The organism is Elusimicrobiota bacterium (assembly GCA_041660925.1).
Lineage (GTDB): Bacteria > Elusimicrobiota > Elusimicrobia > UBA1565 > UBA1565 > JBAZUV01.
The window spans coordinates 228158-247006 of record JBAZVI010000005.1; the positions used below are offsets into that span (position 1 = coordinate 228158).

19 protein-coding genes are annotated in these 18849 nt (G+C 68.2%); 14 read left to right on the forward strand and 5 right to left on the reverse strand.

What is annotated here, in order from left to right; genetic code table 11:
* Positions 1-80: 80 nt before the first annotated feature.
* From raiA to WC969_09115, 12 genes are all read left to right on the forward strand, one after another.
* On the forward strand, positions 81-626 hold the full coding sequence (gene raiA / locus WC969_09060) for a ribosome-associated translation inhibitor RaiA (protein ID MFA6029989.1): 546 nt from the start codon (positions 81-83) through the stop codon (positions 624-626).
* A 10-nt stretch (positions 627-636) separates the two neighbouring features.
* The gene (hprK, locus tag WC969_09065) at positions 637-1590 is read left to right on the forward strand and encodes an HPr(Ser) kinase/phosphatase (protein ID MFA6029990.1); all 954 of its coding nucleotides are present in this window, start codon (positions 637-639) and stop codon (positions 1588-1590) included.
* Complete coding sequence (rapZ, locus tag WC969_09070; protein MFA6029991.1) at positions 1587-2462, forward strand: RNase adapter RapZ; 876 nt, start codon at positions 1587-1589, stop codon at positions 2460-2462. Before hprK ends, rapZ begins: the two co-directional genes overlap by 4 nt.
* Positions 2463-2471: 9 nt before the next feature.
* Complete coding sequence (locus tag WC969_09075; protein ID MFA6029992.1) at positions 2472-2891, forward strand: hypothetical protein; 420 nt, start codon at positions 2472-2474, stop codon at positions 2889-2891.
* A complete protein-coding gene (locus WC969_09080; GenBank protein ID MFA6029993.1) occupies positions 2888-3370 on the forward strand; it encodes a PTS sugar transporter subunit IIB in 483 nt (160 codons plus the stop codon). The genes WC969_09075 and WC969_09080 overlap by 4 nt, the downstream gene beginning before the upstream one ends.
* Positions 3367-3990: a PTS sugar transporter subunit IIC gene (locus tag WC969_09085; protein ID MFA6029994.1), complete on the forward strand. Its 624-nt coding sequence runs from the start codon at positions 3367-3369 to the stop codon at positions 3988-3990. Before WC969_09080 ends, WC969_09085 begins: the two co-directional genes overlap by 4 nt.
* Positions 3987-4748 (forward strand): PTS system mannose/fructose/sorbose family transporter subunit IID, encoded by a 762-nt coding sequence (locus WC969_09090; protein MFA6029995.1) that lies wholly within the window; start codon positions 3987-3989, stop codon positions 4746-4748. Before WC969_09085 ends, WC969_09090 begins: the two co-directional genes overlap by 4 nt.
* Positions 4745-5023 (forward strand): HPr family phosphocarrier protein, encoded by a 279-nt coding sequence (locus tag WC969_09095; protein ID MFA6029996.1) that lies wholly within the window; start codon positions 4745-4747, stop codon positions 5021-5023. The genes WC969_09090 and WC969_09095 overlap by 4 nt, the downstream gene beginning before the upstream one ends.
* Positions 5024-5030: 7 nt before the next feature.
* Positions 5031-6755 carry a phosphoenolpyruvate--protein phosphotransferase gene (ptsP, locus tag WC969_09100; protein ID MFA6029997.1) on the forward strand — a complete coding sequence of 575 codons (1725 nt, stop codon included), beginning with the start codon at positions 5031-5033 and terminating at the stop codon, positions 6753-6755.
* Positions 6752-8578 carry a translation elongation factor 4 gene (lepA, locus tag WC969_09105; protein MFA6029998.1) on the forward strand — a complete coding sequence of 609 codons (1827 nt, stop codon included), beginning with the start codon at positions 6752-6754 and terminating at the stop codon, positions 8576-8578. The genes ptsP and lepA overlap by 4 nt, the downstream gene beginning before the upstream one ends.
* 12 nt (positions 8579-8590) lie before the next feature.
* Positions 8591-9580, forward strand: a complete 990-nt coding sequence (gene lepB, locus WC969_09110) for a signal peptidase I (protein ID MFA6029999.1) — start codon at positions 8591-8593, stop codon at positions 9578-9580.
* A gap of 72 nt (positions 9581-9652) precedes the next feature.
* Positions 9653-11005: a nodulation protein NfeD gene (locus WC969_09115; GenBank protein MFA6030000.1), complete on the forward strand. Its 1353-nt coding sequence runs from the start codon at positions 9653-9655 to the stop codon at positions 11003-11005.
* Positions 11006-11068: 63 nt separating this feature from the next.
* Here the strand turns inward: WC969_09115 and WC969_09120 are convergent, their stop codons facing one another.
* A complete protein-coding gene (locus tag WC969_09120) occupies positions 11069-11734 on the reverse strand; it encodes a hypothetical protein (protein ID MFA6030001.1) in 666 nt (221 codons plus the stop codon).
* 270 nt (positions 11735-12004) lie between these two features.
* Here WC969_09120 and WC969_09125 point away from each other — a divergent pair, with 270 nt between their 5' ends.
* Positions 12005-13513 carry a M28 family peptidase gene (locus WC969_09125; protein ID MFA6030002.1) on the forward strand — a complete coding sequence of 503 codons (1509 nt, stop codon included), beginning with the start codon at positions 12005-12007 and terminating at the stop codon, positions 13511-13513.
* Between the two features lie 79 nt (positions 13514-13592).
* On the opposite strand, the gene WC969_09130 is transcribed toward WC969_09125, so the two are convergent.
* Complete coding sequence (locus WC969_09130) at positions 13593-14270, reverse strand: HAMP domain-containing sensor histidine kinase (protein ID MFA6030003.1); 678 nt, start codon at positions 14268-14270, stop codon at positions 13593-13595.
* A 78-nt stretch (positions 14271-14348) separates the two neighbouring features.
* Here WC969_09130 and WC969_09135 point away from each other — a divergent pair, with 78 nt between their 5' ends.
* Positions 14349-15005, forward strand: a complete 657-nt coding sequence (locus WC969_09135) for an HAD family phosphatase (GenBank protein MFA6030004.1) — start codon at positions 14349-14351, stop codon at positions 15003-15005.
* A gap of 176 nt (positions 15006-15181) precedes the next feature.
* On the opposite strand, the gene WC969_09140 is transcribed toward WC969_09135, so the two are convergent.
* The 3 genes from WC969_09140 to WC969_09150 form a co-directional block, all read right to left on the reverse strand.
* A complete protein-coding gene (locus WC969_09140; GenBank protein ID MFA6030005.1) occupies positions 15182-16246 on the reverse strand; it encodes a peptidoglycan recognition protein in 1065 nt (354 codons plus the stop codon).
* A gap of 164 nt (positions 16247-16410) precedes the next feature.
* The gene (locus tag WC969_09145) at positions 16411-17358 is read right to left on the reverse strand and encodes a PorV/PorQ family protein (GenBank protein MFA6030006.1); all 948 of its coding nucleotides are present in this window, start codon (positions 17356-17358) and stop codon (positions 16411-16413) included.
* On the reverse strand, positions 17355-18830 hold the full coding sequence (locus WC969_09150) for a hypothetical protein (GenBank protein ID MFA6030007.1): 1476 nt from the start codon (positions 18828-18830) through the stop codon (positions 17355-17357). Before WC969_09150 ends, WC969_09145 begins: the two co-directional genes overlap by 4 nt.
* Between the last annotated feature and the right edge of the window lie 19 nt (positions 18831-18849).

Consider the following 18849-nt stretch of genomic DNA (forward strand, 5'->3'; position numbering starts at 1 on the left):
TCGTGCGCGTAAGTCAACGGCGTTGACAGGGTCGGAACATTGTGGTTGAATATGGCGATTCCCGCTTCGGAGGCCTTCCCATGAAAATCAACATCACCGCTCGACAGATGCGTCTGACCACCCCCATCCGCACCTACGTGGAAGAGAAGGTGGGCAAGGCGCAGAAGTACTTCAACAACATCGTCTGGGCCCAGGTGACCCTCTCCGTCTCGAAGAGGGCGCATCAGGCGGAAATCATCATCCATGCCTCGCGCCAGACGTTCCGGGCGGTCGCCGAGGCGGCCGACCTTTACGCCGCCGTCGACCTCGCCAGCGACAAGATCGACGTTCAGCTCAAGAAGTACAAGGAGCGCCGCAAGGACCACCACAAGGGCGGCTTCGCCCCCGAGGACCTCGAAGTCCCGGCGACCTTCTCCGGGGAGCCGGTGCGCATCTCGGTGATCAAGCAGGTCTCCATGGACCCCATGAGCGCGGAAGAGGCCGCACTGCAGATGGAGCGCATGGGCTTCAACTTCTGGATGTTCCACGAGCTGGAGACGGGCCAGATCAACGTGATCTACCGGCGGCTCGACGACTCCTACGGCCTGCTGACCCCCGTCAAGTCGGGCGTCCGTTCCGGGCGCTGACCCGGCACCCATGAAGCATCTCACCGTCGGCGAGCTCCTCAAGGAGCAGCGCGATCGCCTGCGCCTGGAGCTCGTGGTCGGGGAGAAGGCGCTCGACCGCACGATCACCACGGCCGAGGTCAACCGCCCCGGCCTGGCGCTCGCCGGCTACGACGCGCACTTCCGCGGCGAGCGCGTGCAGATCATCGGGCGCGGCGAGCACGACTACTGCCTGAAGGCCCCGGAGAAGACCCTCTCCGAGAACCTGACGGCGATGCTGAAGCTCCCCGGCATCCCCTGTCTCGTCATCACCCGGAATCTTCGCACCCCGGCCCCTCTCGCGCAGGCCTGCCGGAAGTTCAAGATCCCCCTGTTGCGCACGAGCCTGGACACCGCGACCTTCATCGGCGAGCTCTCGGCCCTGCTCGAGGACCGGCTCGCGCCCGTCGTGCGCCTGCACGGCGTCCTCGTCGACGTCTACGGCCTCGGGGTCCTCATCCAGGGCGAGGCGGGGATCGGCAAGTCCGAGTGCGCCCTCGAGCTCGTCAAACGCGGGCACATCCTCGTCTCCGACGACATCGTCGAGATCCGCCAGAAGCACGGGCAGGTTCTCATGGGCAACTGCCCGGAGCCGCTCAAGCACTACATGGAGGTGCGCGGCCTGGGGATCATCGACGTCAAGCTCCTCTTCGGCATCGGCTCCATCCTCAACATGTCGCAGATCGGCATGGTCATCCAGCTCGAGATGTGGAAGCCCGACATGGTCTACGAGCGCAGCGGGCTCGACCGCGGCACGACGCGCATCATCGACGTGGACGTCCCCATGGTGCGCATCCCCGTCAGCCCCGGGCGCAACCTCGCCGTGCTCATCGAGGTGGCCTCGCTCAACCAGCGCCTCAAGACCCAGGGCTACTTCAGCGCCGAGACCTTCAATCAGACCCTCATCGCCCGGATGAGCACGACCCGGGGGCGGAGCGCCGGATGAAGGAGCGCCGGACGGCCCCGGTGACCGGACGGCGGATCATCGTCCTCACCGGGATCTCGGGAGCCGGGAAGAGCCAGGCCCTGAAGGCGTTCGAGGACTTCGGCTTCTACTGCGTCGACAACCTTCCGCTGGCCCTGCTCGACCGCTTCGCCGACCTCCTGCTCGAGTCGCGCAAGGCGCGCGACGTGGCCCTCGGCATCGACGTCCGTGAGGGGGAGTTCCTGCGCGACTTCCCCTCGTCCCTGCGGGGCCTGCGCCGCAAGGGGATCGACGTCCGCGTCCTCTTCCTCGACGCCTCGGACCGGGTCGTCGTGCAGCGCTACTCGGAGACCCGCCACCGCCACCCCCTGGGGCTCAACATCCTCGACGCCGTCCGCGAAGAGCGCCGGCGCCTGCTGGAGATCAAAGCCGCGGCGGATCGCGTCCTCGACACCAGCGACATGAAGCTCGGGGAGCTCAAGGAGACCCTCTCCGCGATGCTCGCGCTCAAGCGCACGCAGGAGATGAACCTTTCGCTGGTCTCCTTCGGCTACAAGCACGGCCTTCCGCTCGACGCGGACCTCGTGATGGACGTCCGCTTCATGCCCAACCCCAACTATGTGAAGGGGCTCAAGCGGCGGACCGGGCTCGAGCGCCCCGTCCAGGCCTACATCCTCCGCAACGCCGTGGCGCGGACCTTCCTGCGCGACTTCTCCCGGCTGCTGTCGGGGCTCCTCCCCTTCTACATCCGGGAGGGAAAGTCCTATCTGACCGTCGCCATCGGCTGCACGGGCGGGCACCACCGGAGCGTCTTCATCACGCACCGACTCGCCGCCGAGCTGCAGACATGCGGCTACCGCGCGCGGGAATTCCACCGGGACATCAACAGGTAGAGGCCCCCCTTGGTCAACATCATCGTCGTCACGCACGGAGAGTTCGGAGCCTACCTCGTCGAGGCGGCCGAGGAGATCGTCGGGCCGCAGGAGAGCGGGGTGCGCTGCGTCTCGATCTCCTCGCGCCTGAGCGTCGACGAGGTGCGCGCCCGGCTGGCCGCCGTCGTCTCGGAGCTCAAGGGCGAGGGGGGGCTCATCGTAGCCGTCGACATGCCCGGCGGGACCCCCTGCAACATCGCGATGGGGGTCGTGCGCGAGGACCCCGTGATCCGGGTGATCTGCGGCGTCAACCTCTACATGCTCGTGACGGCCTTCGGCTGCCGCCGGACCTGCGGACTCGACGAGACGGTCGAGCGCATGCTCTCCGGCGGGCGCCGGGCCATCGTCGACATGAAATCCCTGCTCGTCGCCTCGAAGACCAACGGATGATCCGATTCGTGCGCATCGACGACCGCCTCATCCACGGCCAGGTCGTCGAAGGCTGGCTCCCCGAGCTGAAGGTCCGGCGCGTGCTCGTCGTCTCCGACGCGGCCGCCGCCGATCCCATGCAGAGCCAGCTCATGCGCCTGGCCCTGCCCGAGGAGGTGGCGCTCGAGGTGCTCCCGGTCGCCGACGCCCTCGCGCGCGTGCGGGTCGCCGCGCAGAGCCCGGAGCCCGCGCTCGTGCTCGCGCCCGGTCCCGCCGAGGTCCTCGCGCTCCTCGAGGGGGGGGCGCGCTTCGACTCCGTCAACGTCGGGGGCCTCCACCACGCCGCCGGCCGCGTGCGCATCGGCCGGGCCATCTTCATCTCGGCCGCGGACCAGGCCGCGCTCGAAGCGATCGCCGCGCGCGGGGTGCGGCTCGAGGGACGGGCCGTGCCGTCCGAACCGGCCGAGGACGTCGGGGCCCTGCTGAGGGGACGGCCGTGAGCCTCTGGTGGGCGACCCGACTCCCCCTGCTCAGCGCGGGTGCGGCCGCGCTCGAGCTCGACAACCTCTGCGTGGGGCAATGGATGGTCTCGCGCCCCATCGTGGCCGGTCCGCTCTTCGGCACCCTCCTCGGAGCCCCCTGGGAGGGCGTCGCCTTCGGCGCTCTCTTCGAGGCGCTCTCCTGCGAGAGCGTTCCTGCCGGCTCCCACGTCCCCTTCAACGGCTGCGTCGCGGTCGTCGCCGCGGTCCTGCTCTCGGCCGGTCCCGGCGATCTTCCCGCGGCCGCGGCTTTCCCGGCCGGACTCGCCGCGGGGAAGCTGCACGCGCTCGCCGAGAAGGTCCTGCGCGAGCGCCGCGCGGGACTCAACGCGTTGGCCGAGGAGGCCCTCGCCGCGGGCGTCGCCGTGCCCTGGCGGCGGATCTTCCTGCGTTCGCTGCTGCCCCATGCCGCGCTGACCGCGACGCTTCTTTTCGGGGCGGTCGCGCTCGGCGGACCGATCCTCGGGGGACTCTGGGACGCGCTGCCGGCGGCCTTGACGCGCGGGCTGCAGAAGGCCTTCGACTGGTCGCTCTGGCTGGGCCTCGCCGTGCTCCTCGACGCCCTGCGGAGGCGCGCGTGAGCGCGGGCCTGCGCCGCCGCGTGTTCGCCCGCTCCCTCCTGCTCCAGGGCGCCTGGAGCTTCGAGCGCATGCAGAACCTCGGATTCCTCTTCGCGCTCGAGCCGGCGCTCGAGCGCGCGCACGGGCCTCGCCGCGCAGAAGCCGCGCAGCGCCATCTCGAGTACTTCAACACCCAGCCCTACATGTCCGGCTTCGCGCTCGGCGCCGCCGCGGGGATGGAAGAACGCCTCTCCCGGGAGACGGACCCCGCCCGCGCCGCGGCCGCCGCCGAACGGCTGTCGGCCGTGAAGCGCTCGCTCGCCTCGGGCCTCGCCGCGCTCGGCGACCGTTTCTTCTGGGGCTCCCTTCGGCCGGCGTGCGCCGCCGCCGCCGTGGCCGCGTGGGGGATACTCTGGACGCTCGACGTCCCCTTCCCTGTCCTCGCCGGCTGCCTGCTCTACCTCGCGCTCTTCAACGCCGCGGCGCTCTGGACGCGCTGGGAGGGGCTGAGGATCGGGTTCGAGGAGCAGGAGTCCCTGCCGAAGGCGCTCGGGCGCTGGCCCTGGCAGAGCGGAGCGGCGGCGCTCCGGACGGCCGGGCTCGTCCTCGTCGGGTCGACCGCGCTGGCCGCGCTCATCGTGCCCCCGTGGGGGAGCTTCACGCCGTGGAACCTCGCCGTGCTGGCGGCCTGCCTCGCCCTCAAGGCGCGGGGCATCTGCGCCGCGCGGATCTACGCCGGGCTCTGTGCGCTCGGCGTCATCATCGGAGCGCTGACATGAAGACCAGGACGCTGACGGTGACGCCGCGGCTGGGGATGCACGCCCGGCCGGCCTCGCTCTTCGTCCAGACGGCCTCGAAGTTCCGCTCCGACATCAAGGTCAGCAAGCACATGGACGGGGAGGAAGTCGTCGTCAACGGGAAGAGCGTCATGGGGCTGATGATGCTGGCCGCGGCCTTCGGGGAACGGGTGAGCGTCGCCGCCGACGGCCCCGACGAGGACGCGGCGCTCGACCAGCTCGAAGGACTTTTCAAGCGCAAGTTCGACGAGGATTGAAGGGAACATGATCGTCATCAAAGGCGTCGCGGCGAGCCCGGGCATCGCGATCGGGAAGGCGCACACCCTCGAACCCGAGGAGATCGTCGTCACCCGGCTGGAGATCCCGGCGACCAAGATCCGCCAGGAGATCCGGCGCTTCAAGGCGGCGCTCGACGCCACCTACCACGACCTCGACCAGGCCGAGGCCAAGGTGCTCAAGATGCTCGGCAAGGAGCACGCCCGGCTCATCGACACGCACCGCCTCATCCTCACCGACCCCCTCATCACCAAGGACGTCACGCGCCGCATCGTCGAGGAGCGCGTCAACGCGGAGTTCGCCCTCTCCGAGGCGCTCGAGCGCGTCAACCAGGCCTTCGAGAAGATCCAGGACGAGTTCTTCCGCGAGCGCCGTCACGACCTCTTCGACGTCGGCAAACGCCTGCTCTCGCACCTGCTCAAGCAGGAGAAGAAGTCCCTCTCGAACATCCGCACGCCGGCGGTTCTGGTCGCCCACAACCTGCTGCCCTCCGACACGCTGAACCTCAAGGAGAGCAACGTCCTGGGCTTCGTCACCGATCTCGGCGGCCGCACCAGCCACACCGCCATCCTCGCGCAGAGCCTCAAGATCCCCGCGGTCGTCGGGCTCTCCGACGCCAGCCGGCGCATCCGCACCGGCGACGAGGTCATCCTCGACGGCGACCAGGGCCTCGTCATCATCCACCCGAGCCCCGAGGCCGTCGCGAAGTACCAGCTCACCCGCCGCAGGCTCATCAAGGACGAGGAAGCGCTCGACTCCCTGCGCGGCGTCCCGACGGTCACGGCCGACGGGCACAAGCTCAAGATGATGGCGAACCTGGACTCCCTCGACGACCTCAAGGCGCTCACCGTGCTGAAGCCCGACGGCGTCGGCCTCTTCCGCACCGAGTACCTCTATCTCAACCGCACCGGCGCTCCCCCCGAGGAGGAGCAGATGAAGGCCTACGCGCAGGCGGCCAAGGCCTTCGACCCTCTGCCGCTGGTCATCCGCACCGCCGACATCGGCGGCGACCGCACGGCCCACCTGGGGCTCGAGAACCCGAAGAACGAGGCCAACCCCTTCATGGGCCTGCGGGGCATCCGCCTCTTCCTGCGCCATCCCGAGCTCCTGCGCACCCAGTTCCGCGCCATCCTGCGCGCCTCCTCCCACGGGAAGGTCAAGATCATGCTGCCGATGGTCTCGACGCTCCATGAGCTGCAGACCGCGCGTCGGCTCTTCGTGCAGGTCCAGCAGGACCTCGCGGGCGAGGGCGTCGTCCTGCCCAGGCCCATCGAGCTCGGCATCATGGTCGAGGTCCCCTCGGCCGCCTTGATGCTCGACGCCCTGCTCTCCGAGGCGGATTTCGTCTCGGTGGGGACCAACGACCTCATCCAGTACACGCTCGCCGTCGACCGGATCAACGAGGACGTCGCGCACCTCTACGACCCCTTCCATCCCGCGGTTCTCCGCCTTCTCCACGAGATCGTCGAGGTCACCCATCGCCACGGCAAGACCGTCACCGTCTGCGGCGAGATGAGCTCCGATCCCAAGGCCGTGCCGCTGCTCGTGGGTCTAGGGGTGGACGTCCTCTCGGTCTCGGCGCGCATGTTCCTGCGCATCAAGCAGATCGTGCGCGGGCTGCACATGGAGCACCTGCGCGAGGCCGTGCGCCAGTCCCTCCTTCAGTCGGAGAGCGACGCCGTGCGCCGCGTGCTCTCGGACGTGGCGCCATGAGCGCGGGCGGACCTCCGGATCCCTCGCGGATCCGCAACTTCTCGATCATCGCGCACATCGATCACGGCAAGAGCACGCTCGCCGACCGCCTGCTCGAGCGCACCGGCACCGTCGACCCGCGCAAGATGAGCGCCCAGATCATGGACTCGATGGAGCTCGAGAAGGAGCGGGGCATCACCATCAAGGCCAAGGCCGTGCGCATGCTCCACACGGGGCCCGACGGCAAGGAATACATCCTCAACCTCATCGACACCCCGGGGCACGTCGATTTCTCCTATGAGGTCTCCCGCGCGCTCGCGGCCTGCGAGGGGGCGCTTCTCGTCGTGGACGCCACCCAGGGAGTCGAGGCCCAGACCCTCGCCAACGCCGACCTCGCGCAGGCCCTCGACCTCAAGCTCGTCCCGGTCATCAACAAGATCGACCTGCCCTCTTCGGACGTCGAGGCCGTCGAGGAGCAGATCTTCGAGGTCCTCAAGATCCTCGAGGACACGGTCCACATCTCGGCCAAGGACGGCAAGGGCGTCGACGGGGTCTTCCAGGCCCTGCGCGAGCGCATCCCGCCGCCGAGGGGCTCGGTGGACAAGCCGCTCGCGGCGCTCGTCTTCGACTCCCTCTACGACCCCTACCGCGGCGTCGTGCTCTACATCCGCGTCGTCGACGGGGCGCTGAAGAAAGGTCAGAAGGTCCGCTTCTACTCGAAGAGCGAGCAGATCCTCTCCGTCGAGGAGGTCGGCTACCTCACCCCGAAGCAGACCCCGTCCGACGCTCTCTACGCCGGCGAGGTCGGTTATCTCGTCGGCGGGCTCAAGGACATCCATGAGGTCCGCGTGGGCGACACCATCATGGAGGTCGGGCGCGAGCTCCCGGCGGCGCTGCCGGGCTACAAGGAGGCGAAGTGCGTGGTCTTCGCCGGCGTCTTCCCGGTGAACCCGGCCGACTACGGCTCGCTCAAGAAGGCGCTCGAGAAGCTCAACCTGGAGGACTCCAGCTTCAACTATCAGGTCGAGACCTCGCAGGCGCTGGGCTTCGGCTTCCGCCTCGGCTTCCTCGGCCTGCTCCACATGGACATCGTCAAGGAGCGGCTCCAGCGCGAGTTCGACCTCAACCTCATCGTCACGAGCCCCAACGTCGTCTTCCGGGTACAGCCCAAGGGGGCCGGCCCCGAGGACTGGCTCGTGCTCGACAACCCGGCCAAGTTCCCGCACTACGGCGACATCGAGGCCATCGAAGAGCCGTTCGTGCACGTGACCATCGTGCTCCCGGTGCGCTTCCAGGAGCCCGTGATCACCCTGCTCAAGGAGCGCCGCGGCGTGCACCGCTCGATCGAGTACGTCTCCGGCGAGCGCATGATCGTCCGCTTCGACGTGCCGCTCTCGGAGATCGTCCTCGACTTCTACGACCGCCTCAAGTCGGTCTCCAAGGGCTACGCCTCCTTCGACTACCAGCCCGCCGGCTACCAGACCTCGGACCTCGTGAAGCTCGAGATCCTCATCCACGCCGAGGGCGTCGACGCGCTCAGCCAGATCGTGCACAAGGACAAGGCCTACGCGATGGGCAAGGCGCTCTGCGAGAAGCTCAAGGAGCTCATCCCGCGCCAGGGCTTCGAGGTGGCCGTGCAGGCCTCGGTCCACGGGCGCATCATCGCGCGAGAGTCCATCCCCGCCATGCGCAAGGACGTGCTGGCCAAGTGCTACGGCGGCGACATCACGCGCAAGCGCAAGCTGCTCGAGAAGCAGAAGGAAGGCAAGCGGAAGGCGAAGCTCCTGGGGTCCGTCGAGATCCCGCAGGAGGCCTTCCTCGCCGTGCTCAAGATCAATCAGTAAAGGATAACCCTCATGGAAGAAAGGCTCTTCTGGATCGGCATCGCGATGGGCGCTTACGCCTGGCTCACCAAGCGCTGGACGGAGGACGGGAAACTCGACCGGCGCGGCTTCTCCGCCGCCTGGCACGCGCTCTTCTTCGCCATCGCCGGCTTCGCGGTGGCGGTGGTGGCCATGATGTCCTTCGAGAGCCGGCGCCACGGCGCCGGCGCCGACCTCTGGTCGGCCCGCCAGCTCGCGCCGGCCTTCGCCGCCGCGCTGCTGCTCGGCGGACTGGGGTTCTGGCGCTGTTGGAGCGACCAGGGCGGGGGCGAGAAGCGGCGACACTACATGAACGAGGACCTCGAGTGGGCCGAGACCGTCTTCTCGGCCGTCCTGCTCGCCTCCTTCCTCATGTACTTCGTGGTCCAGGCCTTCAAGATCCCTTCGGGCTCCATGGAGACCACTCTGCGCATCGGCGACCACCTCTTCGTCAACAAGTTCGTCTACGGCGTGCGCATCCCCTTCACGCAGAAGCGGGTCCTGCGCTGGAAGTCCGTCCAGCACGGAGACATCGTCGTCTTCCGCTTTCCGACCGACGACGCCGAAGAGGTCCATTGCGGCAGCCCGCAATACGGGAAGGACTTCATCAAGCGCGTCATCGGTCTGCCCGGCGACCGCGTCGAGGTGAAGAACGGGGTCGTCTCCATCAACGGCCAGGCGCTCGGCAAGGAGCCCTACACGCAGTATCTCAACGTCGCGCGCATGCCCAAAGTGGACCTCCCCTTCAAGCTCGAGCAGTATCAGTCCCTGTGGGAAACACGCATGCTCGACCGCCGGATCGGCGACATGATGATGGACAACTTCGGCCCGGTGGTGGTCCCGCCGGACGCCTACTTCATGATGGGCGACAACCGCGATCGGTCCTGCGACGGGCGCTACTGGGGACCGGTCCAGCAGAAGTACGTGAAGGGCAAGGCCTGGTTCATCTACTGGCCGCCGTCCCGAATGGGGAAAATATCTTAGTCGGCAAAACGCGGCGCGGTTGACCGCGTTTTGCCGGGGGCTTCGGAAGCGATGAGAGGTGCGGCAACGACCATGAAGAACAATATTCTCATCATCGCGAGTCTAGGTTGGCTGATGCAGAGCGTCGCTTTCGCGGGCGCGACGGTGACGGGCCCTGTGCATAACGCGCCCGCGAAAACGGCGCCTCCCAAGGCGCTGGTCGCGACCTTCAGCGGAGTCATCAGCCCCGTGGCCTCGGAGTACCTCGTCGAGGCCGTGGCCGAGGCGGAGCGGCGCGGCAGCGACCTCCTCGTCATCGAGCTCGACACCCCCGGCGGGCTGGACCTCTCGATGCGCGGCATCGTGAAGGGCATCTTCGCCGCGCGCGTGCCGGTCGTCGTCTACGTTCAGCCCTCGGGCGGGCGCGCGGCCTCCGCGGGGGTCTTCATCACGATGGCGGCTCACGTCGCGGCGATGGCGCCCGGGACCAACATCGGCGCCGCGCATCCCGTGATGATCGGCGGGGGAGGCGGCGGCCTGCCCGGAGGGAAGAAGGAGGAGGCCGACAAGACGATGGAGACGAAGGTCGCCTCCGACGCCTCCGCGTACATCAAGTCGATCGCCCATCGGCGCGGGCGCAACGAGACCTGGGCCTTCGAGGCGGTGACGAAGAGCACCTCGATCGCGTCCTCGGAGGCCGTGGCGATGAAGGTCGTCGACCTCGAGGCGCCCTCGCTCGAAGATCTGCTCAAGGCCATCGACGGCCGCAAGCTCGCGGACTTCGAGCGCCCGCTGCGCAGTGCCGGCGCCGAGCTCGAGCGCTGGCCCATGACGCGCCGCCAGCGCTGGCTCGCCGCCTTGAGCGACCCCAACGTGGCGATGATCCTCATGAGCCTCGGCGCGGGCGGGCTCTTCATCGAGCTCTACCACCCCGGCCTCATCCTCCCCGGCGTGGTCGGAGCGGTCTCTCTCATCCTCGCCTTCTACTCCTTCGAGACGCTCTCGGCGAGCTACGCGGGGGTGCTCCTCATTCTGGCGGGGTTCGTCTTCTTCCTCCTCGAGATCAAGGTCACGAGCTACGGGATGCTCGCCCTCGGCGGCGTCGCCGCGACCCTGCTCGGCGTCCTCATGCTCTTCCGGCACCACGCGCTGGGCGGACTCGGGGTCTCCTGGGACGTGCTCGGGGGGACTCTCGGCGGCTTGCTCGGTCTCGTCGCCTTCCTCTCCTGGATCGTCATGCGCGCCTACCGGCGGCCGGTGGCCACCGGGAGCGAGGCCCTCGTCGGGGCCGAAGGCCATGCGGCCGGCGCGCTCGCGCCCGCCGGGAAGGTCGCCATCGGCGGAGAGCTCTGGGACGCGCGCTCCGAGAGCGGCGAGATCCCGGACGGCGCGGCCGTCGTCGTCTCCTCCGTCGTCGGTCTCCATCTTACGGTCCGCCGAAAATAGAGCCCCGGCATCCCTTGAAAGGGATGCCGGGGTGTCTCATTTTTCGAGATTCTTCCTATCGAGTCAGGGAAGTCTGGGCGGAGAGGGAAGGTCGGGGAGGTCGAGCGGCGGCACCGTCTCGCGGATCGTCGTCACTCGCGTCTTCACGTCCTTGCGAGCATAGTCGGCCGGCGCCTTCCCCTTGAAGGCCTTGTTCGCCCACGGATCGAGCGTTACGTGTTTATGCTTCGGCGTCTCCACATTGACCCACCGATGCTGGACTTCCTTTTCCTGGAGTCCCGGGATGTACGAATGGACGTTCCTGTTCTGCTCCCGAGTAACCTTGTATCCAGGGGGAAGTTTCCCGCTTGGCCGCATGAGTCCCTTCAATTCCCTGCCGCCCGCGCTGGGGAAATACCCGCTGATGTTCTTGCCCTGCAGATACCCGGCCACATAATCGGCTTGTTCGGCGCACACCCTGTCCCCGTTCTTATTGGTCTGCCACGTCGAGCGCTTCTTCTGGATCTGACCTGATTTGACGAGCTTCATCCGGGCGACGTGCATCTTGGCCTCGAGCATCTTCAGGTCCTGGTCGTCGTTCTGCGCGAGCACCATGGCGGGAACCTCGACCGCTCCCGCATCGGTGATCGCGGGCACCCCGTCGTCCGCCTGGGGCTCCGATTCCGGCTCGGCATGACCCGCTGCGGACAGGACTCCCAGCATCGCGACGACGGCTATCATGGTCTTCATCTCATCCCTCCCTGCGGCATGTCTCCGGTCTGCGGCTGCTTCCCTTCATCCACAGGATAGCCGGGAAGGGAGCGCAGGGGTTGGAGCGGAAGGGGAGAAAAGGGCCGCTTTGGGGTCTAGCCAGGGTGGTTCGAGGAACTGGACTGCCGCGAACCGTGCAGGGACCCCATACTAGGTGGTTGGACCCAGGCCCGCTGGGTCCCCTGCCGGAGGGGGTGTTGGGCCTGAATGCCCTTCTGCGCTCCCGACGGAGCTGGTAGGCTATAAGGTATGAAAAACCGACCTTTTTCACGCATCCTTGCAGTCCTCCTCGCCCTCGCGACCCCCTGCGCCGGCTGGGCCCAGACCGTGTCCGTCGCGCCCGTCCCCGCCGGCCTCGCGCAGGCCGGCGTCGTCGGCGCCGCCGCTGCGGCCGGGGTCAACCGGACGGTCCCTCTCTCCGCGCCGGGCTTCCTGAGCGCGCTCAACGTCCATCTCGACGCGACCGCCGTCCGGCTCGCCCTGCCGGCGCCGGCCGCCGCGACCGCCGTCTACCTTACCCGGGCGGCGCTGGCCACCGCGCCCGCCGCCGCCGCGCGCTCGGAGGGGGCCGAAGCGGCCCGCTTCATCGCCGCGGTCCTTGCGGATCCTGCCGCGCGCCATGCGGCCGCGGCCGCCCTGCGCGCGCAGGGAGAACTCGGGGTCCAGGCCGCGGAGAAGCTCGAGAAGCTCGGCCCGGCCGCCGAGGGCCTCTCCTCGCTGCGCCGGCTCCAGCAGGACTTCCGCACCGACACCGGCGGGTCCTCCGCACTCTCGCGCCTGGAGGGCTTCTACTCCGGGTCGAAGTCGTCCCCCGAGGGGACGGCGGTCCCTGCGTCGGCGCCTGAGGACTTCCTCGCCGGCGCCGGCCGGCTCTTCCATCCCGGCCTCGAGAACGGTGAGGGCGCGGTCGTCTATAGGAAGCAGGGCGTCCGGCCCGAGGGGGCGGTCGCCGACGACGCGCAGGTCTACGACCAGCTCAAGGTCTCCCCGTTGACCAACGCCGAGCGCGAGCGCGCCATCGTCGAGCTCTTCCAGAAGGCGGGCGCGAAGCAGGAGGAGATCGTCCTTCAGAACGCCGGTCGCGGGCACAACAACGTCTACGTGATCAAGAAGGGCCGCACCGACCGCGTGGTCGTCGTCGGCAGCCACCACGACAAAGTCGAGGGGGACGGCGGCTACGGCGTCATCGACAACTGGACCGGGGCGACGATGGTCATCAACCTCTATCAGGCGATGCGGGACATGGACACGGAGGCGACCTACGTGTTCGCCGCCTTCGCCCGCGAGGAGGAGGGCCTGCTCGGCTCCGCGGCCTACCTCGAGGCCCTCTCGAAGGGGCAGAAGCTTAAGATCGACTCCAACCTCAACCTCGACACCCTCGCGGTGGACGGGACCTACTCCTGGAAGAACAACTCGACGAAGTCGCTGCTCGAGCTCATCAAGCGCGTGGCCGGCGAGGAGAAGCATCAGCTCACCGAGGTCAACTTCTGGGGAGGCGACGCCGACTCCTCCTCCTTCCGCCGCTTCGGCATCCCGGCGATGACGCTCTTCGGCGCCTCGGAGTCGGTCATCTGGGACTGCATCCATGGGGTGGGGGACAACATCAAGGCCGTCTCGCTGCCCCACTACCGCAACGCCTATCTTCTCTCGCTGGCCCTGCTCAAGCGCCTCGACGCGAACCCGGTGCGGCCGCTCGAGCGCTTCGCGCGCTGGGCGGCCGGCGCCGCCCGCCACATCGGCGCCTATTTCCATTTCTAATACTCCCTCCCCCCTCGCGTCCCCCCCCCTCGAGAGGGGGGAGGAAAAAGCGGGGAGAGGTCCGTCGCTTTCTGTGGATCTACGCCAGGGGGAGTTCGATGCGGGCGGTGACGCCTTTGCCGGGCTTCCCTTTCAGCGAGACTTTCCCGTTGTGGCGCTCGACCGCCTTGCGCACGAAGGCCAGACCGAGCCCGATGCCGCGCGGCTTGGTCGTCGAGAAGGGGGTGAAGAGTTTCTCTTCCGCTTCCGCGGCGAGGCCCGGGCCGGAGTCGGCGACCTCGACGGCGCAGAGCTTCCCCTCGGCCTCGACGCGCACGCGCACCGCGCCCTTCTCCACGGCCTCGGCCGCGTTTCGCAGCAGGTGCGCGACGCACTTCGCGATGAGGTCGGCGTCCACGCTGACCTGCGGGTCGCCGGGGGCCTTCTCGAAGGCGGCCTTCACGGCGCCCAGCGCCAGGGTCTTCACGACGCCCTCGACGAGCGCGTTGAGCGACTGGGTCACGAGCGCCGGCTGGCGCATGCGGGTGAAGGCGAGGATCTCGCCGAGGGTCTCGTTGGCCCGCTTGACCTCGGACTCGATGATGCCGATGTGCTTCTCGATCTTCGGGTCCACGCCGCCGGTCGCCGTGAGCTTCGCCTTGATGAAGTAGGCCGAGTTGCCGATGACCGCGAGGGGATTGCGGATCTCATGGCTGATGACGGGAGCCATCCGCTGGAAGGCCTGTTCCTCTATGCGCGCGACTTCTTCGGCAGACATGTTTTCGCCTCGGGCTCCGAAGCGGGCACCAGGCCCGCTTCGGAAGGGGTTAAAGCGGTAGAATCTTCCTCATAGAGTATGAAGGGTATCACTTCGAGTCAAGGGAGCGGCAAGCGTCGCGCGAACGGCGCCGCCGTTCGCGCGGTCTTCTTCGACATCGGGAACGTCCTGCTCCACTTCGACGCCCGCCAGGTGCAGAAGCGCTTCGTCGCGGCGGTCGGCCTGCGGCCGAAGAGCGTGCGCGAACTCCTCTGGGCCGGCCGGCTCGTCGATGGGGTCGAGCGCGGCCGCATCACGAGCGCGCGGCTTTACCGGGTCTTCCGGGAGGAGCTGAGCTACCGCGGCACCTTCGAGGAGTTCCGGCGCCTGTGGTGCGACATGTTCACCCTCGATCGGGGAGCTCAGCGCCTGCTCGCGCGGCTCGCCCGCCGCGGAGTCCCCGTCTACCTGCTCTCGAACACCAACCGGCTCCACTACGACCACATCCTCGAGCGCTACGACTTCCCGCGCCTCGTCCGGGGAGCCGTGCTCTCCTACCGGCTCGGCCTGCGCAAGCCGGAAGTGGGCATCTACCGGGCCGCGGTCCGCCGCGCGCGCGTGCGTCCCGAGGAAGCGCTCTTCATCGACGACCTTCCCAAGAACGTCGCCGGCGCGCGCCGCGTCGGCCTGCGCGCGTGCCGCTACCGCGGGGCCCGTGACCTTGAGCGGCGTTTGAGAGTGCTCGGACTCCTCTAAGACATCCGGGGGATTCTCATATAAAAGCACAAGGCCCGCATCAGCGGGCCTTGTTTTCAGTACTCCCCCACCCTGCCCTCGGCGGCACCCCGATCTATAGTGCCGCGACCGGACACGTGGGGAAACCTTAGTCCGGTCTCCCGAAGGGAAGGGAGTTCCGGAAGAAGTAACGGACGCTACGCCTTGTGTGTCACCAATAGGGGCTCAAAGCCCGCGGTCCGCGTGTCGCGGGAGCCTTCGAGCAGGGCGAGCTTGCGGTCGGCGATCTCCTCGCGCATGCGGGCAAGGAGTTCCACGACGTAGCGGCCGGGGCAGTCGGTCTGGCCGTAGTGGCGGTGTCCGTCGAAGCGCTTGGACGGGTCGATGTTGTAGCGGGCCGCGAGGAAGGAGCCCAGGCGCTCGAGGCTCTCGACCTGCTGCGGGGTGGGCCGTTCCTTCTCGAAGTTCCCCATCAGCGCGATGCCGATGTTCCCGTCGTTGGCGTTCTCGGAGTGGGCGCCCAGGACGCCGACGGGGCGTCCCTCGAGGATGCGGCCGGAACCGTCGATGACGAAATGGTAGCCGATGTCGGCCCACCCGCGCGTGCGCTGATGGAAGCTCTGCATGTTGCGCATCTGCTCGGCGCTCTCCCCGCGTTCGGTGGGCGTCTGCCCGTCGGTATGGTGGACGGTGATGCGGTAGGGCGTGATGTCCTCGTTGGTCGGGCGCGCGGCGCGAGCGCCCCAGTCGAGCCGGCTCAGGATGGGGAAAACGGTCTCATAGGCGGTCTTCTGGGCGGCTTCGAAGGCGGAGAGGACGGGATGCGGCTTGCGGCTGGCGGTTCCGCCGTCGGAGGGAACGGAGGGGGATGGGACCGCGTCGCCGGAGACCCTGATCCTGCGCGGAGCGCTCAACGCCAGGGCCTGATGGCGCGCGGTCGAAGGATCTCCGGCGTAGACCACGGAGGCGAAGAGATTGCTGCTGTCCAGGGAGCCCAGCGTGCGGCCGTTGCCGTCGAAGCTGGCCTGGCCCCATTGGGCCGCGGTCTCCCCGTCCGCGGGAACGGCCGGTCCAAGCGCCAACTCGGTGAGGCGCTGGGCGCTTTCGGGGAGCTCCTGAGGGGTCGTCGCGGCGGCCGAACCGGATTGTGAAGAGGGTTGGCTCGAAGAGGAGGACTTCGTGTCCGCGCCGTCCTCGCTCGGGTCGCAGCCGGTCGCCAGGAGGGCTGCGAAGATGAGGAAAAGGAGTCGAGAGTTCTTCATAGCCAGTATATTCTGGCTCTACGGAGTGGAATGGTTCAGGGCCTGAAGGCCCTGGACGGAATCGACAAATGGCCCATGGGTGTCGGTCTTTATCATTGTAGACCAAGGGCCCACGCCATGGTTGGGGCGTAGGACTATTCATAGTGCCAGACTTTGTTTTTTAATTAGAACTTGAAGGAGAGCGAAAGCTGCTGGAGGCCGTTGAAGCCGCGGGCGTTGCCGAAGGCGTAGTCGAGGAGGAAGCGGCCTTCTCGGATGCCCAGGCCGAAGGTGAAAGAATCGACGTCGCGCTCGAAGATCCAGCCGAAGCGGATGGCCGCGCGGTCGAGGAACGCGGGTTCGATCCCCAGTTCCAGGCCGGCGCGCGGAGAGCGCTTCTCGTGAAGGGTCTCGACGACGTCCGCCGCGAGGGTGAGGTCGAAGTGCTGGACCTCGACGCCTGGATCGAACTTCTCCACCGGCAGGTTGGCGAGCTTCCAGGCCGCTCCGTAGCGCAGGGTCTTCGGCGGGGGGTCCCCCGCTTCCTCGAACTTGATGTCCGGGCCGACGTACTGGTAGGCGGCGCCCAACGACAGGCCGCGCAGAGGGGAGTCCCAAAGCAGTCCGAAATCCCCCTGGGACGAGCTCGTGCGAGCGGTCTCCGCCAGAGCGAGGCGAAGGTGGCGGTAGGTCGCGCCGGCGGAAAGGCCGGCCGCGAGCTTGCGGGCGTAGCTGAACGTGAAGGCGTAGTCTTCCTCGGCCGTGACGCGTCCCCGCGTACCGTCGGAGAGGTTCAGGTCGATCGCGCCGGCGTTGAAGTAGAGGACGCCGGCGGCGAACGTCCCGAGCTTCGAGGGGTGGCCGTAGCCGATGTAGCCGAACGACGTTCCGCCGAGGGCGTCGAGGTAGGTGCTGGTGACGGTGCGCTCCTTGAGCGCTGCGAGGCCCGCGGGGTTGTATTGGGCGGAGTCGAGGTGCCCCTGGACCGCGCTGTAGGCGCTGCCCATGGCCGAGGAGCGCGCACCGAGCGGGCGTTGGAGGAAAGCGGCGCCGGTGAGTCCCGGCTCGGCGGCGGCGGGGGCCGCGAGCAGGAGGACGAGCGCGAACGGAGTAAGCCGGTCTACGGCCCTCATTTGATGACCACGATCTTCTCGACGGAATTGAGCTTCGGACCGACGACGCGCAGCAGGTAGACGCCGCTGGCGACGATGTTGCCGATGGAGGTGCGGCCGGGCCAGTTCATGGTGGTGTTGCCGATCGGCACCGGGCCGTCGTAGAGCGTGGCGACGAGGCCTCCGGTGACCGTGTAGAGCTTCACGCTCAGCTCTCCCGGCACGAAGGTCTTCACGGTGATCTTCGCGGTGCCGCCCTTCAACGGGCGGAAGACGTTGTCGAGGATGTCGATCTCGCCCGGCGGGACGTCGATGAACAGGGCGTGGACCAGCGTCCCGCTGTAGCCGTCCGCGTCGCTCATCACGAGGTTCCACCAGCCGTTGGAGCGGCCGAGGGGGTCGAAGGAGCCCGTGTAGGTGAGGTCGTCGGTCCGGGACAGGGAGAAGGCCGTCATGGAGCTGGAGCCGGCGTAGAAGGAGAGCGTCGTGACGGGGCCGAAGATCTCCCCGGTCAGAGTGAAGGTCTGCGAGCTCTGGTTGAGCAGCGCGCTCCTCGGGGTCATCGACTGCGGAAGAGGGGTCAGGGTCAGCGCGCTCGAGACGAAGGCGTTCGTCGAGCCGTCCGGCATGAAGGTCGGGAACATGCGCCAGCGCCAGGTCTCGGTGGCGCGCACGACCACGGCTCCGAGGAGCGTCGCGTCCGCGGGGGTCGTCGTCAGGCGCAGGTCGGCTTCCTCGGAGAAGCTCGTTCCCGCCGCCGAGATCGCCGAGCGCACCATCGCGGCCGTCGTCAGGGCCTCGAGGGGCTGGGTGAAGTAGAGGCGCACGCGCGCGTCGGTGAGGGAGGTCACCGAGACCGACCAGGCGCGCGTGTCGAGGACGACGCCCTCGTCCAGGAAGGTCCAGCCGCCGTCGGTGGAGGAAGCGCTGTACATGCGGTAGCCGTCGCGGGTGTTGCCTCCGTTCTTGTCCGCGATGTAGTAGAGCCGTACCACCGTGTCGCTGAAGCGCAGGGGGGCGAGCGCCCCGATGTAGGCCGCGCCCCCGTTGCGGCGCAGACGCACGCCGTTCTCCTTGCCCCAGACGAGGCCGTTCGTCGAGGTGGCGCTGAGGATGCTGTAGTAGCCGGCCGTGCTTACGCCGACGTAGTACATGCGCAGGCCGCCGACAGGGCTCGTCGTGGACATCACGCCCAGGGCGGTGATCGAGGAGGCGTCGAGCTCGACGACGGGCCCCGTGGTGAGGCGGAACCCGGCGTCGTCGGACCAGTGAAGCTGGTCGGCGGAGGTCGCCGAGAGGACGCTGTAGGAGTCCGAGCTCACGTAGGCGCGCCAGCCCGGGCCGCCCTGGACGACGGCGTGCAGGGTCATCGTGCTCAGCATGGTCGTATGCTCGGCCGTGAAGAGCGGCTGGGCGCGGGCGCAGACGGCCGTCCACAAGAGGACGGCCGCCGTCCCGAGGATGCGCAGGGGACGAACGGAGAGAAGCCTCATCAGATCGGAGGTGGGCGCT